This window comes from Ruegeria meonggei (assembly GCF_042768335.1).
GTDB classification, from domain to species: domain Bacteria; phylum Pseudomonadota; class Alphaproteobacteria; order Rhodobacterales; family Rhodobacteraceae; genus Ruegeria; species Ruegeria meonggei.
Genome location: NZ_JAXHBT010000001.1, coordinates 124,932 through 140,913, shown reverse-complemented (window position 1 = coordinate 140,913; position 15,982 = coordinate 124,932). Strand labels below are relative to the sequence as shown.

Here is a 15,982-nt window from a genome sequence, read left to right as displayed (position 1 = left end):
GGAATTTTGAAAGTGGCGAACTTAGCCAGTTGGCCGCAAATTTCAACCAAAGCGCCGGTGAGGTTGCGACACTGTTGCAAAATGACGCGACGTAGCCAAGCCTCGAAAAATAGTTTAGCTCTAAATCAAATTTCGAAGGGAGTTCCTAAGCCGATGTCTGACACACCCAGCCTGCGACAGGCCGCGCTTGATTATCACGCCCACCCTAAGCCCGGAAAGCTTGAGATCAAGGCGACAAAGCCAATGGCCAACGGTCGCGATCTGGCGCGCGCCTATTCGCCCGGTGTGGCTGAGGCCAGCCTCGAGATTAAGGCGGACCCCTCAAATGCAGAACTCTACACTTCCCGAGGCAATCTGGTGGCGGTCGTGTCGAATGGAACAGCCGTTCTGGGCCTTGGCAATATCGGCGCACTGGCCTCAAAGCCGGTGATGGAGGGCAAAGCCGTTCTGTTCAAGAAATTTGCCGGTATCGATTGTTTTGACATCGAGGTCGACCAGCCCGACCCTGAAAAGCTGGCGGATATTGTTTGTGCGCTTGAGCCCACCTTTGGGGCCATCAATCTTGAGGACATCAAGGCGCCCGATTGCTTTATTGTCGAGAAGCTGTGCCGCGAGCGTATGAACATCCCCGTTTTTCACGACGATCAGCACGGAACCGCCATCGTCGTCGGGGCTGCTGCGAAAAACGCGCTGCATGTCGCAGGGAAAAAGTTCGAAGAGATCAAGATTGTCTCGACAGGTGGCGGTGCAGCGGGGATCGCCTGCCTCAGCATGCTGGTGAAACTGGGGGTCAAACGCGAAAACATCTGGCTGTGCGACATTCACGGTCTGGTTTACGAGGGCCGCACTGAAGACATGAACCCGCATAAAGACCAGTTCGCACAAAAGACCGACCTGCGCACCTTGGACGATGTGATTGGCGATGCCGACCTGTTCCTTGGCCTCAGCGGACCGAACGTTCTAAAGCCGGAAATGGTCGAGAAAATGGCCAGGCGCCCGATTATCTTTGCGCTGGCCAATCCGACCCCTGAGATCCTTCCCCAGGCCGCGCGCGAGGTTGCTCCGGATGCGATCATCGCCACCGGACGCAGCGATTTTCCCAATCAAGTCAACAACGTCCTGTGCTTTCCTTTCATCTTCCGCGGTGCGCTGGACGTCGGCGCGACCGAGATCAATGACGAGATGCAGATCGCCTGCGTCGACGGTATCGCCGATATGGCCCGTGCCACCACCAGCGCCGAGGCTGCAGCCGCCTATAAAGGAGAACAGCTGACCTTTGGCCCCGATTACCTGATTCCCAAGCCGTTTGACCCACGCCTTGTGGGTGTTGTGTCTTCATCCGTTGCCAAGGCGGCGATGGCCAGTGGCGTAGCCAAGCGCCCGATTGACGATATCGAGGCCTATAAAGAGCGTCTGAACCAGTCGGTGTTCAAGTCCGCCCTGCTCATGCGCCCGGTTTTTGAAGCAGCCGCCGTCGCCTCCCGCCGCATCGTGTTTGCCGAGGGCGAAGATGAACGGGTCCTGCGTGCCGCTCAAGCCATTTTGGAAGAAACGACCGAGACCCCTATCCTTATCGGTCGCCCCGACGTCATCGGAGCACGGTGTGAAAAGCTGGGCCTGACAGTGCGCCCCGGTGAGGACTTTCAGATCGTAAACCCGGAAAACGACCCACGCTATTACGATTATTGGAACTCCTACCACGAGATCATGCAACGACGGGGTGTGACGCCGGATCTCGCCAAGGCGATTATGCGCACCAACAACACTGCCATTGCCGCTATCATGGTGTATCGGGGCGAGGCAGACAGCATGATCTGCGGCACTTTTGGTGAGTTCCGCTGGCATCTGAACTATGTCGAACAGGTTCTGGACGATGGGGATTTGCGCCCGCACGGCGCGTTGTCGCTGATGATCCTGGAAGACGGGCCACTGTTCATTGCCGACACCCATGTCAGGCAATTGCCAAATCCTGAAGAGCTGGCCGAGACGACCATCGGGGCCGCCCGACATGTGCGGCGGTTCGGGATTGAGCCCAAGATCGCCTTCTGTTCGCAATCACAGTTCGGCAATCAGGCCGAGGGGTCGGGCAAACGTCTGCGGGCCGCGCTGGATATCCTCGATTCCGAACCTCGGGATTTTACCTATGAAGGTGAGATGAACCTGGACGTAGCCCTGAACCCCGAGCTGCGATCACGCATCTTCCCGAACTCGCGCCTTCAAGGAACAGCGAACGTGCTGATTTTTGCCCACGCAGACGCGGCCAGCGGTGTGCGAAACATCCTGAAGATGAAAGCGGACGGTCTGGAAGTAGGGCCAATTCTGATGGGAATGGGTAACAAGGCCCATATCGTGACCCCGTCGATTACCGCACGTGGACTATTGAATATGGCCGCTATTGCCGGCACACCAGTGGCCCACTACGGATAGACGGCGCAAACCCGGATCAGGCACCTCTGAGGCGCCTTACCTCACGAGGCGGGTGATTCTTTGCATGGCAGGATTTGCAGATTTGCAAATGCTGCCAGCCCGTGCATAAAATACTGCGCATTTTAACCTGTTTGCAAAAATTTGCAGACCATTTTGACGAATTCTGCAAATGGTTTGCGATAAAGTGACGCCCCGTCATTTCCCTTACTTGTGCGGTGCACCCGGTCCACCTTACACACGACACGAGGAGTTTAAGGAGGATGCTACCGTGGCTTATCAGGACGTTTATGAAAGCTGGAAATCTGATCCGGATGCATTCTGGATGGAGGCCGCAAAAGGGATCGATTGGGTTCAGCCTCCGACCAAAGCTTTGTTTGACGATAATGCGCCGCTTTATGAATGGTTCTGCGATGCCAAGGTAAACACGTGCTGGAACGCTGTGGACCGCCACGTGGAAAACGGCCGCGGCGAGCAGACAGCGATTATCTATGACAGCCCGATTACGCATACAAAGCGCGAAATCTCGTATGTCGAGCTGCGCAATCGCGTCGCCACGTTGGCCGGGGCGCTGCGCGACAAAGGCATAGAGAAAGGTGACCGGGTCATCATCTACATGCCGATGATCCCCGAAGCGCTTGAGGCGATGCTGGCCTGCGCCCGGTTAGGTGCGGTGCATTCCGTGGTCTTTGGTGGCTTTGCCAGTAACGAACTGGCTGTCCGGATTGATGACGCCAAACCCAAGGCGATCATCGCGGCCTCATGTGGGATGGAGCCAGGGCGTGTGGTACATTATAAACCCCTGCTGGACGGGGCCATCGACTTGGCCAGTCATAAGCCCGACTTTTGCGTTATCTTCCAGCGCGAACAGGAAGTGGCGCAGCTGATCGAGGGGCGCGATTTCAACTGGCACGGCTTTCAATACGGGGTTGAACCTGCGGAATGTGTTCCGGTCGACGGCAATGATCCCGCGTATATCCTGTACACCTCAGGTACCACGGGGGCGCCCAAAGGGGTCGTTCGTCCGACGGCGGGCCATCTGGTCGCATTGAACTGGACGATGAAGAACATCTATGACGTCGATCCGGGCGATGTGTTCTGGGCGGCCTCGGATGTGGGTTGGGTCGTTGGGCATTCCTATATCTGCTATGCCCCGCTGATCCACGGCAACACCACCATCGTGTTCGAGGGCAAACCGGTTGGCACCCCCGATGCGGGTACCTTCTGGCGAGTAATCGCCGAGCATAAGGTCAAATCCTTCTTCACCGCCCCCACCGCCATCCGCGCCGTAAAACGCGAAGACCCAAAGGGTGAGATGTTGGCAAAATACGACCTGTCCAGCCTGCGCGCCCTGTTCCTGGCCGGTGAACGGGCTGATCCCGACACCATCGAATGGGCGCAAAAAGCGCTCAATGTTCCGGTCATCGACCATTGGTGGCAGACCGAGACTGGCTGGACCATCGCAGGCAACCCAATAGGGATCGAAAAACTGCCGACGAAACTCGGCTCACCCGCCAAACCAATGCCGGGTTATAATGTGCAGATTCTGGATGAGGGCGGCCATCCGATGAAACCCGGTGAATTGGGCGCGATTGCGGTCAAACTGCCGCTGCCTCCAGGCACATTGCCTACGCTGTGGAATGCAGAGGATCGGTTCAAAAGCTCGTACCTCAACCAATTCCCCGGCTATTATGAAACCGGCGATGCAGGCATGATTGATGAGGACGGTTACCTTTATATCATGGCCCGCACCGATGACGTGATCAACGTGGCTGGCCACCGCCTGTCTACTGGCGGGATGGAGGAGGTTCTGGCCGCCCATCCCGATGTCGCCGAATGCGCTGTGATCGGCGTGACCGATCAGCTTAAAGGCCAGATGCCAGTGGGTTTCTTGTGTCTGAACGCCGGGTGTGATCGCGACCACGGCGAGGTGGCGCAAGACGTGGTCAAGCTGGTACGTGAAAAGATCGGCCCTGTCGCAGCCTTCAAACTGGCCGTTGTGGTGGATCGCCTGCCAAAAACCCGGTCGGGTAAAATCTTGCGGGGAACGATGGTGTCGATTGCGGACAACAAGGATTACAAAATGCCCGCGACCATCGACGATCCGGCCATTCTGGATGAAATCACCGTCGCGCTGAAATCCATCGGGTACGCGCAGTGATCGGGCTTTGGGCGACCACTGGTCGCCCGCCCACAGGCTTTCGCTTGCAACCTGAAACGGGGCTCCTACTGTCACGATAAGACAGTGAGGCCCCATGACAAAAAACGACATCTGGCGTCTAAGCGCCACAGCCCTGACCAAGCTGACCCGCACTGGCGAGCTGAGCGCCGAACAGGCTGTGCAAGGAGCCATAGATCGCATGCATCAGGTCAACCCGGACCTGAATGCGGTGGTCGAGGATCTAAGCGTCGAGGCCTTGCAAAAGGCGCGCGCCTTGGATCAGGCGGTCGTCGGCGGCGCATCACCTGGGCCGCTGCACGGCGTGCCAGTAACCATCAAGATCAATGTCGACCAGAAAGGGCACGCAACCAGTAACGGCGTTGTAGCGCTGAAGGACGTGATCGCGCCGAATGATGCCCCGATTGTCACCAACCTGCAGAATGCCGGGGCCGTTGTCATCGGGCGGACAAATACGCCCGAGTTTTCATTTCGCGCGGACACAGACAATGACCTGCATGGCCGCACGCACAATCCATGGGGTCGGCATATCTCGCCCGGTGGGTCATCGGGGGGCGCGGGTGCAGGTGTGATGGCCGGGATCGGTGCGTTGGCCCATGGCAATGATATCGGCGGCAGCCTACGGTTTCCCGCTGCGGCCAACGGGGCGGTCACGGTGAAACCCGGCCTTGGGCGCGTACCCGCCTGGAACCCCAGCCAACCGGCCGAGCGTGGGATTTTGGCCCAATCCATGTCAGTCCAGGGCCTTATCACCCGGTCAGCCGCCGATCTTCACCTGTCCATGCCCAGCGTGATTGCCGCCGATCCCCGCGATCCGTTCCATGTCTCAATGCCTTGGCGCGGCGCGCCCTGCGACACCTCCATCAAAGTTGCCTTTACCAAAAACACCTTTGGCTACGCTTTGCACCCCGAAGTGGAAAAGGCACTGGACACCGCCCGTGACGCGTTGGTCGACGCCGGGTATCTGGTAACTGAAATAGACCCGCCTGATGTTTTCGAATGCGGCCGGGCGGGTTATCGCGCGCTGATGGGCGAAGTGTTGACCCTGATGAAAAATGATATCGAAGCCGCCGGTTCTCAAACCATCCGCAACATCTTCGAGGTCTACTTTCAGGAATTCCCACCCATTACAGACACCGATCTGATCCGAATGCTGGCTCAGCGCACTCACTATGCACGGGAATGGTCGCTGTTCATGGAGGACTATGCTCTGGTCTTGTCTCCGTTCTTGCCGCAGCCGTTTTTTAAACCGGACCGGGACACCGATGGTGCCGAGGGCGTGCACGAGGTTCTGGGTTGCGCTGTCTATTCCTACGCAATGAACTTTCTGGGCCTGCCCGCTGCCTGCGTTCCCGCCCGGCTCGCACAGCTGCCGAAGGGGCCGCAACCCATCAACGTTCAAATCGCTGCCCGGCGCTGGCGCGAAGATATGGCTGTTGACGCTGCCGCCGCCATCGAATCGCGTGTCGGCCAAATGTGCCTACCACTGTGGGACAGAATGGACGCGGCTCTGTAGGCCGATCCTGCAAAAAATAGACCCTGGGTTTTTGTGCCCAGGGTCCGCTTGCTTAAATAAGCCCAGAAATTTGTTAACAAGCGTAGCACCACCTACCCTCATCAGCGCGAAAACTGCGCAACCATTCGAAAACGCCGGTTGGTGGCCACTCACTTCCACCTTGGCGTGTTCTCCGGGCAAGTTCACATTAACGGAAGATTAAGAAACCTCCTGTGAACTGGTTCACACAAGTCTCAAAAAGCGTCCTTGTGGTTGAATTAAGTGAACTGTTCCGAGATCAGTCGCTCTTCCAACCCATGCCCCGGGTCAAAAAGAATACGGTGTTCGATGGCGGGTTCCGACCGGATTTCCACCCAGTCGATGTCTTTGAAAGAAACCGAATCCGCATCCGCCATGACCGGTCGCTTGTCCGCGTCCAGCACGTCAAACCGCACTTTGGCAATCTTTGGCAGCAAAGCGCCGCGCCACCGGCGTGGACGAAACGCGGCAATCGCCGTCAGGGCCAGAACATCAGACCCAATTGGCAGTATCGGACCATGTGCTGAGTAATTATACGCTGTCGACCCGGCCGGTGTTGACAGCAGTGCCCCGTCGCAGACCAGTTCGTCCATCCGAACCCGACCATCGACGCTGATCTGCAGCCGCGCCGCCTGTGGGCCGGCCCGCAAAAGTGACACTTCGTTTATGGCCAGCGCTTCGTGCAGTTTGCCGGATTGATCCATCGCCCGCATCGCCAGCGGGTTGATGACCTCTTCCTCGGCATCGACAAGGCGCTGCATCAGGTCGATCTCGTGAAACTCGTTCATCAGAAACCCGATGGTGCCACGGTTCATGCCGTAGACGGGTGTGTTGAGGTGCTGCATGTGGTGCAGCGTGTGCAACATGAACCCATCCCCACCCAAGGCCACCACCACATCCGCATCCCGCGGGGCGGAATTTCCATACCGGGCGATCAAGGCATCCCGGGCCGATTGCGCGACATTGGCGTCGCTGGCAAGAAAGGCAATTCTCTGGATCATCAATTCCGGTTTCCGGTGTTGCACATTTGGTTCCGAAACAACCATACCTTTCCCCGATAGGCCAGACTTGACGCCACAGCGGGCCAAATCGTCGCTTTAAGCCTTTTGCAAAAGTAGGGTTTCCGATAGGAAATCCGCAAGAATTCCCCCAGCCATGTGGAGCCCCCATGAACGCCAATCTTCGTGATACCGGTTTTTTCACCCAGTCCCTGTCTGAGCGCGACCCCGAGCTGTTCGGCTCGATCACATCCGAGCTGGGCCGCCAGCGCGACGAGATCGAGTTGATCGCGTCCGAGAACATCGTCTCGGCCGCCGTGATGCAGGCGCAGGGTTCAGTGATGACCAACAAATACGCCGAAGGCTATCCCGGTCGGCGTTATTATGGCGGTTGCCAGTTCGTCGATGTCGCCGAAAACCTGGCCATCGACCGGGCCAAGGAACTTTTTGGCTGTGGCTTTGCCAACGTCCAACCAAACTCGGGCAGCCAGGCCAACCAGGGCGTGTTTCAGGCGCTGATCCAGCCCGGCGATACCATTCTGGGCATGAGCCTGGACGCCGGTGGCCACCTGACCCATGGCGCGCGCCCGAACCAGTCGGGCAAGTGGTTCAACGCCGTGCAATACGGCGTGCGCAAAGAAGACAACATGCTGGACTATGACCAGGTCGAGGCGCTGGCCAAAGAGCATAGCCCCAAGCTGATCATCGCCGGAGGCTCGGCCATCCCGCGCCAGATCGACTTTGCCCGCATGCGCGAAATTGCCGACATGGTCGGTGCCTATCTGCACGTGGACATGGCGCATTTCGCCGGTCTGGTGGCAGCAGGCGAACACCCCAGCCCCTTCCCGCATGCGCATGTGGCGACCACCACCACGCACAAGACCCTGCGCGGCCCACGTGGGGGCATGATCCTGACCAATGATGAAGATATCGCTAAGAAAGTGAATTCAGCGATTTTCCCGGGCATTCAGGGCGGCCCGCTGATGCATGTGATCGCGGCCAAGGCCGTGGCCTTTGGCGAGGCGCTGCGGCCCGAGTTCAAGGACTATATCAAACAGGTCGTGACCAACGCGCAGGCGCTTTCGGATCAGCTGATCAAGGGCGGTCTGGATACGGTTACTCATGGCACCGACACCCATGTCGTGCTGGTCGATCTGCGACCCAAAGGCGTGACCGGCAACATCGTCGACAAGGCTTTGGGCCGAGCGCATATCACCTGCAACAAGAATGGCGTGCCGTTTGACCCGGAAAAGCCAACCGTCACCAGCGGCATCCGCCTGGGGTCGCCCGCCGGCACCACCCGTGGGTTCGGTGAGGCTGAGTTCCGCCAAATCGCCGACTGGATCATCGAGGTGGTCGACGGCCTGGCCGCCAATGGCGAAGACGGCAACACCGCCGTCGAAGCCAAGGTCAAGGCCGAGGTCGCAAACCTCTGCGCCAAATTCCCGCTCTATCCAAACCTGTAAGACGGTTGGATATCAAAGGCTTGAATGGCGCCCACCGGGCGCCATTTGTTTGTCGCCTCGTCAGATCAAACCCTGCCACCACAAAACAACGAGTAGCAACGCCAATAAGGCCAACAGGTTGAATGCCAGGCCGCCCAGCATTCCCAGAAACCGCCCCATCCGCCGATCAGCCCGGTTGATACCGCCTAAATGCGCCTGAACTTCTTCTGAAGCCCGAACAAGCTTTGGTGTGTCCAATACCAACCGCAATTTGGGATGGGCGGCCATTTGCTCGGAATTGGCCAGCAACATCGCCTGCTTGTAGATCCGGCGGGGCAATTGACGCTTGGCTTTGCGGACCGATGCCGTCAGCGTCTTGTCCCGCATGCCCAGCTTTTTGCGCAACAGCTGTACGGTGTCTGCAATCTGGGTTTGGATTTCATTGTTTTCCGACATGGCGCGGCCTCCTGACGCTGCAATCTAGCCTTGGCGCACGGGGGCGACAATGGGGCTGGTCGTTTCCCGGCCCGACGGGTATCACACGAAAATGCTGAATACGATCATACATGGTGAACCAACTGCGAACCCTCCGCTTTTGATCGCGCATGGGCTGTATGGGTCCGCCCGGAACTGGGGCGTCATTGCGCGGCGGTTGTCCGATGAACGGCAGGTCGTCGCCGTCGATATGCGAAACCACGCCTATAGTCAGTGGACGGACCACCACAGCTATCCGGAACTGGCTGACGATCTGGCAGAGGTCATCGAACATCACGGCGGGCACGCGGATGTGGTTGGGCATTCGATGGGCGGCAAGGCTGCGATGGCTTTGGCACTGCGGCACGGACAACTTTTGCGCAAACTGGTCGTGGCGGATATTGCACCTGTATCCTACAGCCACAGCCAGCTTCCGTTTATTGCCGCGATGCGCGCTGTGGATCTGTCTTCTGTGACGCGACGCTCGGATGCAGAGCAACAACTGGCGGATCAGGGCGTGGAGAAAGCACTGCAGAGCTTTTTCACCCAATCACTGGACATCAAGGGAAAGAACTGGCTGCTGAACCTGGATGTTCTGGCCGCTGAGATGCCCAAGATCATGGGCTTTCCACAGTTCCAAGAGGCCTGGGACGGTCCTGTATTGTTTTTATCCGGTGGTGCTTCGGATTATGTCCTGCCCGAATACCGCGACACGATCCGCGCCCTGTTCCCCATCGCCAGGTTTGCCAAGATACCCGGCGCAGGACATTGGTTGCATGCCGAAAAACCGCGCGAGTTTGAAGCAGCTGTCAGAGCCTTTCTGAACGCCTGATCGGCGTCCCGCCTAGGACGGTGTGACCTCGCCACCGCCGTTGACCCAATCGGGCAGCCCGCCAAGATTGTAGACTAGATCATACCCCATATCTTTCAACAGCTTACCGGCCAATGCGGCCCGAGCACCTGCGGCACAGTACAAGACGATGACGCGGTCGTTACGCAATTCGGGATCGTGTGACTTCAGGGCATCGTCTGCGCGAAACTCCAACATCGCGCGGGGAATATGGTGCGCCCCAATGGCCCGGCCTGTCTGCTGCAATTCCACCGCATCGCGCACATCGAGTAACAACGCACCCTGCGCCACCAGGTCTTTGGCACGGTCGATGTCAATACGCTCGACGACAGCGTTTGCGGCTTCCATCATGTCTTTAACTGTCAATGGCATCAGAACCTCCCCAGTGAATGACACCGGATCATAATGTGCCAACGCGGAAAGATGTAGACTGGTTATCCAAACCGCATGATTATTGCTCGCGGAACGCGCGGGACATGCTGTCCGTCACTGGTTTTGCGATATAGGCGGCAAAGGTCCTCTCTTCAGTCTGGATCATGATTTCAGCCGGCATGCCCGGTGTCGGTATAAACCCGCTGACACGGCCGATTTCATCTGGATCCAGAGAAATCCGAGCCAGATAAACCTCTTGCGGTGCGCCGGCTGTGTCCTCAAACACGGAGTCCGCCGAGAGATAGAACACTAAACCATCCAGCACCGGCGTCGTCCGCTGGTTCAACCCAACCAGTCGCACGGTCGCATGTTGTCCGGTCACGACGCTGTCGATCTCGGTACGCGGGATCTGGGCTTCGATGATCAGTGGCGCGTCTGCGGGCAGAATCTCGGCGATTGGCTCACCGGTTTCGATTACGCCGCCCGGCGTGTGGTAATGCAACCGCACCACGGTTCCTGTCACCGGTGCTCGCACGACGGCACGGTCCAGAACGCTGCGGGCTTGCCGGGATTTTTCGCGGACACTTTCCAGATCGGCTGCGATCACGCTCAGCTCATCCAACGCAGCTTCGCGATAGGCGGCGCGGGTACGTGAAATCTGTTCGTCGTATTTCAGCAGCATCTGGCTGATTTCCGCGGCTTCGGCGGCCATTCGGGCCTGCTGACCTTCAGCTTCGGCCTGAACGCGACGGATCGTATTCAACTCACCTTTTCGCACCAAACCCTTTTCAAACAGCGCTTCTTTGGTCTCGAACTCTTCCTGCAGAATTTCTGAACGCCGAACCATGCTTTCCAATTGCGCCTTAAACCCGCTAGAGCGGATTTTCAGAGCTTCCATATTGCGTTCCAACAAAGCGATGTCGTTCAGCAAGGTCTTGCGCGACAGATCAAAGCTGATCTTTTGCCCGTCGAGGATCGAAAGAACCTCAACATCATCCCCTGCCGAGATAACCAGATTTGGGGAAAACTCCAGCCGCTGCAATTCGCCATATTCGGCGTTCAAACGCTCGGACATTGCTTGCAGGCGGATCTTGCGGACGAACAACTCACGCTCGTTTACCTGGGCCGAGGTCTGGTCAAGGGTCATCAGAACTTGTCCGGCCTCAACGGTTTGGCCTTCGATGACTTTGATGTCCTCGATAATACCGCCTTCCAGGTGCTGTACGATTTTGTTGCGACCAGTTGCAACAAAGCTGCCCTGCGCGATTACCGCGGCGGCCAGCGGCGCACTGAAGGACCAGACGCCAAAACCGCCAAAGCAGACGACCAGCATGATAATCCCAATAGTCACAAAACGACTGATCGAGCGTGGAACTTCGGCGTACCAAACCGTTGGGTCCAATGGGTCGTTGTTTACGGGTACCAGATCGTTCATCTCAAAGTCCCCTTACTGGTTTTCAAGGCCGGGCTGGTTGCTACGCGGCCCGTTCAATTGTTGCAGAACCTGTTCACGCTGACCAAACAGCGCCACACGGCCATCTGTCAGCAGCATGATTTTGTCGACCACGTTCAACAACGTCGGCTTTTGGGTGATCACCACAACGGTAATCTTGCTTTCCTTGGCCTGCGCAATGGCGCGCGCCAGGGCCTTGTCTCCTGCGACATCCAGGTTCGAGTTCGGCTCGTCCAAAACCACCATGCGCGGGTTGCCAAAGAACGCACGCGCCAGTGCGATGCGCTGCTTTTGTCCGCCCGACAGCGGCGTACCGTCGGCGGCCACCACGGTTTCATACCCTTGTGGCAGCGTGGCGATCATATTGTGCACGTCGGCCAGGACCGCAGCATCGTGGATCTGCTCGTCCGTCGCGTCCGAGCGCATCCGGCCGATATTGTCCTTGATCGTCCCGGGGAACAGTTGAACGTCCTGCGGCAGGTATCCAATGCTTTCACCAAACTGGCGCGGGTCCCAATTGCGGATATCCATCAGGTCCAGCCGGACACTACCAGAGGTTGGCAGGACCGACCCAACCAGGGTTTTACCAAGTGTCGTTTTGCCTGCTCCCGAGTTGCCAATGATCGCCAAGGTCTCGCCGGGGTTCAGGGAAAAGCTGATGCCATTCAGAACCACGCGCTTGGTGCCGCCGGGCACATACAGAAGACGTTCCACATCCAGCCGACCTTCGGGGCGCGGCAGGCGCAGTTTCTCGAATTGCAACGCCGAGTTGGACAGCAATTTATTGATCCGGCCATATGATGCACGGGTCAGAAGGAACGTGTTCCAGCCTTCAATCGACCCTTCGATCGGCGCAAAGGCACGGCCAGCGATGATCGAGGCCGCGATCACCATACCGCCGGTAATCTCACCCTGCAGCGCCAGGAAAGCGCCCCAGCCTAGAATGCAGATCTGTGTCAGCAAACGCACACCGCGCGAAATGGCGGCAAAGATCACATTGCGATCCTGCGCGCGCACTTGCCAGGTCAGCGATTGTGCGGTGTCGCGACCCCAGATGCGTACGGCCTCGGGGATCATGGCCATAGCGTTGATAATCTGGCTATTACGTGACATCGAATCCAGATGCATGTTCGCCATCGACTGAGCCTTGCTGGCTTCGGCAAACGGTTTGGCCGTCATCTTCTGGTTGATGAACGCAATCGTCATTAACAATAGGGCTGTTACGATCACAATCATCCCCAGCTGCGGATGAACCAGGAAGATCATCAGGATGAACAGAGGTGCGAACGGGACATCCAGGAACGAAATCAGCGTACTGGAGACAAGGAAACCGCGCACCTGCTGCAAGTCGCCCAACGTCTGATATTCACGCCCGGTGCCGTGCAGGGACGCATGCGCCGCCGCACTTAGGATCGGGGCACCAAGCCGGGCTGCGACCTCAACCGCGGTGCGCATCAGCATGAATCGCCGAACAGCATCAAAGGCCGACTGAAACACAACTGCGCCCGCAACAATGGCCGTCAGCATGATCAAAGTATCCAGCGACCGGCTGGTCAAAACGCGGTCACTGATCTGGAACAGATAAATCGGAATGGCGAGGATCAGAATGTTTGTCGCGCAGGTCAGAACCAGCACAAAAGACAGGTTGCGGTAGATCGCCTTGAGCGATGTTCGCAGCGTCTGCTGAAAATCCTCGGGCGGGGTACGTTTGTGAAATGTTTGGGGTGGCCCTTTCCCATCACCGCCACCCGAACTCGTGCGTAGCAGTGGTTGGTTTGCCTTGGCCTCGATAGTGGTGCCCAAGCGTTCCCCGCCTTCCGAGCGCGACGCCGGGGGTGCACGGTCGCTCGTTTTGTTGGCGGATTCTGGATCGGGGTCCTTGACATCATCGGCCACCCCAGCACCGCTGCCCTGTTGGTCATTGTCTTCGGCAGGCTGCGGCTGCTTGCGCCGGGGGGAAGGTCCGGCGCGCAGTTGCGGTTCCTCTTGCGATTCGCGTTTTAGTGGTTCTTTTTTCACTGCCTGGTCCGCATCCGCTTTTGCCGTTGCGGGTGCTTCCTTTTTGCCCGGCGCAGGAGTGCTAATGGACAAGTCCGCGCTTAGGCGTAACTTTGGCAACTTCTTGTTTTTACTATCAGAACGGCTCTCTGTTGGTGGTTTCACAACAGGGCCCCCGTTACGATCCAATGGACTCATGTAACGTACAAGACGCGACGGAAATACAATCGACATGTCAAAAAACTTTCGGGTCACTCGTAACAAACAGGGTTACTACGCTAGCATAGAATGCAGGCCGTCGTCGACGCTCACGGTTTCAGATGGTGTCAGGTTTACGTGACCCGAGGTGTTCTCAGTGCTGCCCGTCGCGTCAGTTTCTTCCATCAGGAAGGCGATTGCCTCGTTTGCAATCTCAACGCTGTCCTCTTCGGGAACATCGATCAGGCTTGCCTGATGCAGCAAGAGATCCGAATACTCACCTTCTTGCGCCATAACGACTGAATCGATACCCGCTTTGTTTATGCTGGCCGTGTTAAGTACGGCATTGCCGGCACCCAAAACGGATGCTTCGTCGGCGTTCAAACCTGTAAGCGAGATATCGTCCTGATCCTGCAGGATTGTCGTTTGCTCTATGATGTTGACCTGCAGCAGGTCGCCTTCGATTTTCAGGACCCGGACCAATTCTGTTCCGGCAAACATGGGATCGTTCATCAAGGCGTCTTCAAGCGCGTCAGCATCAACCTCTTGCAGAGGCAATACGTCGGCAAGGTCGTCGCTCAGTTCTTCATGCGTGTCTTCACCAGTCTGGTTCAGCATGACCTGATTCATGACCAGGTTGTCGTTGTCTTCACTTGGCAAGCCGCCAGTGATCACGTCGTCATCCAGCAACACAATGGTCTGAGAAACAATATCGACCGAAATCATATTGCCGCCGATAATAATCAAATCATAGAAGCTGCCCAGCTGCAGGATGTTTGTGACATTGGCCATCACGTTGTCGCCCAGTGCATACATGGAGGACGACGCTGAAATTTCAGTCTCAATATGGTCGATATCAGTGGCGTTAATCACCTGATCTACGAAGTTCGTAACAACAAGATCGCCTTCGATCCAGTCGATAGCGACCAGCGGATCCTGACCAGGTTCAGCAACGTTAACATCTAACCAAGGGGCTTCGCGAGCTTCCACCCCAATCTGCGAGGACTGCACGACGTTGGTATCGCTTTGAACGCCATCATCGCCTTCGTCAATGTCCGAAACAACCGCGACCTGGCTGATGACAGTCAGATTAACGGCTTGCCCACCGACCACGATGTTTGGCGCATCCACCCAACCCACGGTCACTGCGACCTCGTTGATGGCCAGATTGCCGCCAGTTGTTACCGTATGGCCGTCTTCAAACTCTGAATCTTTGTCCTGATCCCACTCAGCTGGCAGCGCTTTGGCTGGCAACACTTCGGGGGTTTCGTCATCCGTGTCTTCTTCGGGCTGAAGGTTCTTGGGCAGCAGGTCGGACCATTCAGGCATTTCATCGACCTGTTCGCCGTTCACGATCATGCCTGTTGCGTCTTCGCCGTGGAATTGATGCACAGTGGCACCTTCAACTTCGGCATTGACTGGGGATTGCATTTCTTCGGCGATTGCCTCGATCTTCTCGATCGAAAGATAGTCGGAGATGTTGATTGAAGGGGCTGAAACCGCGTGCAAGGAAAGGGCTGTATCCTGAACCTCTTCGCCATGCGCCATCAGCGCGTCAGCGTCGCGGAAATCGCCCTGACCGATTGTGTCGTTGTCGTTCAATTCAATGGTCTGGAATGTGTAGGTCACAGCGGACCCAGCAAGTTCAGTTACAAACTCAGGATCCAAGTAAATAATAGTAGTCGTCTGGGTCGTCGTAGCGGCATTCCCGTCCGCCAAGGTCTCAGACCCATAGGATACCGGGCTGGCACCCGGGCCGGTGAAAGTTGATGCTTCTGAATTCGGTCCAAAAACCTCTGATGGTGCCGGAATGTTAACAACCGGAGACGCAAACTTGTAAGGCGTCGGGTCATACTCACCGGGATCAAGTTTCAAATCCGCCTTGACCCGAATTTGAGTTGGATCTTCCAGTTCCTCTAATTCAGCTTTCTTCCGCATGGCCGTGAACTCTTGGTATTGATCACGCAGCCGTGCCTGTTCTGTCGTTAGTTCAAATGCTCCAACGAAATGTGCAATTTGTTCTGAAATACTGTCGAGTGCCATTTCTGTTTCCTTTC

General features: G+C 57.1%; 11 protein-coding genes. 5 read left to right on the top strand and 6 right to left on the bottom strand.

The window, feature by feature from the left end; translation table 11 throughout:
* The first annotated feature begins 153 nt into the window (after positions 1–153).
* The 3 genes from SJY13_RS00690 to SJY13_RS00680 all read left to right on the top strand — a co-directional run bounded on the left by SJY13_RS00690 (position 154) and on the right by SJY13_RS00680 (position 6,119).
* Entirely contained in the window at positions 154–2,427 is a 2,274-nt protein-coding gene (locus tag SJY13_RS00690) for an NADP-dependent malic enzyme (RefSeq protein ID WP_377186418.1), read from the top strand.
* A gap of 268 nt (positions 2,428–2,695) precedes the next feature.
* Entirely contained in the window at positions 2,696–4,585 is a 1,890-nt protein-coding gene (prpE, locus tag SJY13_RS00685) for a propionate-CoA ligase PrpE (RefSeq protein ID WP_377186415.1), read from the top strand.
* 94 nt (positions 4,586–4,679) lie between these two features.
* Entirely contained in the window at positions 4,680–6,119 is a 1,440-nt protein-coding gene (locus SJY13_RS00680) for an amidase family protein (protein ID WP_377186412.1), read from the top strand.
* Between the two features lie 257 nt (positions 6,120–6,376).
* On the opposite strand, the gene SJY13_RS00675 is transcribed toward SJY13_RS00680, so the two are convergent.
* Entirely contained in the window at positions 6,377–7,138 is a 762-nt protein-coding gene (locus SJY13_RS00675; RefSeq protein ID WP_377186409.1) for an NAD kinase, read from the bottom strand.
* A 167-nt stretch (positions 7,139–7,305) separates the two neighbouring features.
* On the opposite strand from SJY13_RS00675, the gene glyA reads away from it, so the two are divergent.
* Positions 7,306–8,601 carry a serine hydroxymethyltransferase gene (glyA, locus tag SJY13_RS00670; protein ID WP_377186406.1) on the top strand — a complete coding sequence of 432 codons (1,296 nt, stop codon included), beginning with the start codon at positions 7,306–7,308 and terminating at the stop codon, positions 8,599–8,601.
* Positions 8,602–8,661: 60 nt separating this feature from the next.
* On the opposite strand, the gene SJY13_RS00665 is transcribed toward glyA, so the two are convergent.
* On the bottom strand, positions 8,662–9,036 hold the full coding sequence (locus SJY13_RS00665) for a hypothetical protein (protein WP_377186403.1): 375 nt from the start codon (positions 9,034–9,036) through the stop codon (positions 8,662–8,664).
* Positions 9,037–9,085: 49 nt separating this feature from the next.
* On the opposite strand from SJY13_RS00665, the gene SJY13_RS00660 reads away from it, so the two are divergent.
* Positions 9,086–9,886: an alpha/beta fold hydrolase gene (locus tag SJY13_RS00660; protein WP_377186400.1), complete on the top strand. Its 801-nt coding sequence runs from the start codon at positions 9,086–9,088 to the stop codon at positions 9,884–9,886.
* Between the two features lie 12 nt (positions 9,887–9,898).
* Here the strand turns inward: SJY13_RS00660 and SJY13_RS00655 are convergent, their stop codons facing one another.
* The 4 genes from SJY13_RS00655 to SJY13_RS00640 form a co-directional block, all read right to left on the bottom strand.
* The gene (locus SJY13_RS00655; protein ID WP_377186397.1) at positions 9,899–10,276 is read right to left on the bottom strand and encodes a rhodanese-like domain-containing protein; all 378 of its coding nucleotides are present in this window, start codon (positions 10,274–10,276) and stop codon (positions 9,899–9,901) included.
* Positions 10,277–10,355: 79 nt separating this feature from the next.
* Positions 10,356–11,711 (bottom strand): HlyD family type I secretion periplasmic adaptor subunit, encoded by a 1,356-nt coding sequence (locus tag SJY13_RS00650; RefSeq protein ID WP_377186394.1) that lies wholly within the window; start codon positions 11,709–11,711, stop codon positions 10,356–10,358.
* A 12-nt stretch (positions 11,712–11,723) separates the two neighbouring features.
* Complete coding sequence (locus SJY13_RS00645) at positions 11,724–13,820, bottom strand: type I secretion system permease/ATPase (protein WP_377186391.1); 2,097 nt, start codon at positions 13,818–13,820, stop codon at positions 11,724–11,726.
* A gap of 180 nt (positions 13,821–14,000) precedes the next feature.
* A complete protein-coding gene (locus tag SJY13_RS00640; protein WP_377186388.1) occupies positions 14,001–15,968 on the bottom strand; it encodes a type I secretion protein in 1,968 nt (655 codons plus the stop codon).
* Positions 15,969–15,982 lie beyond the last annotated feature (14 nt).

What these genes read in the sequence shown, in the direction of transcription:
- SJY13_RS00690 (WP_377186418.1), top strand. Translation starts at nt 154, where the DNA reads ATGTCTGACACACCCAGCCTGCGACAGGCCGCGCTTGATTATCACGCC.
- SJY13_RS00680 (WP_377186412.1), top strand. Translation starts at nt 4,680, where the DNA reads ATGACAAAAAACGACATCTGGCGTCTAAGCGCCACAGCCCTGACCAAG.
- SJY13_RS00675 (WP_377186409.1), bottom strand. Translation starts at nt 7,138, where the DNA reads ATGATCCAGAGAATTGCCTTTCTTGCCAGCGACGCCAATGTCGCGCAA.
- glyA (WP_377186406.1), top strand. Translation starts at nt 7,306, where the DNA reads ATGAACGCCAATCTTCGTGATACCGGTTTTTTCACCCAGTCCCTGTCT.
- SJY13_RS00665 (WP_377186403.1), bottom strand. Translation starts at nt 9,036, where the DNA reads ATGTCGGAAAACAATGAAATCCAAACCCAGATTGCAGACACCGTACAG.
- SJY13_RS00660 (WP_377186400.1), top strand. Translation starts at nt 9,086, where the DNA reads ATGGGGCTGGTCGTTTCCCGGCCCGACGGGTATCACACGAAAATGCTG.
- SJY13_RS00655 (WP_377186397.1), bottom strand. Translation starts at nt 10,276, where the DNA reads ATGCCATTGACAGTTAAAGACATGATGGAAGCCGCAAACGCTGTCGTC.
- SJY13_RS00650 (WP_377186394.1), bottom strand. Translation starts at nt 11,711, where the DNA reads ATGAACGATCTGGTACCCGTAAACAACGACCCATTGGACCCAACGGTT.
- SJY13_RS00640 (WP_377186388.1), bottom strand. Translation starts at nt 15,968, where the DNA reads ATGGCACTCGACAGTATTTCAGAACAAATTGCACATTTCGTTGGAGCA.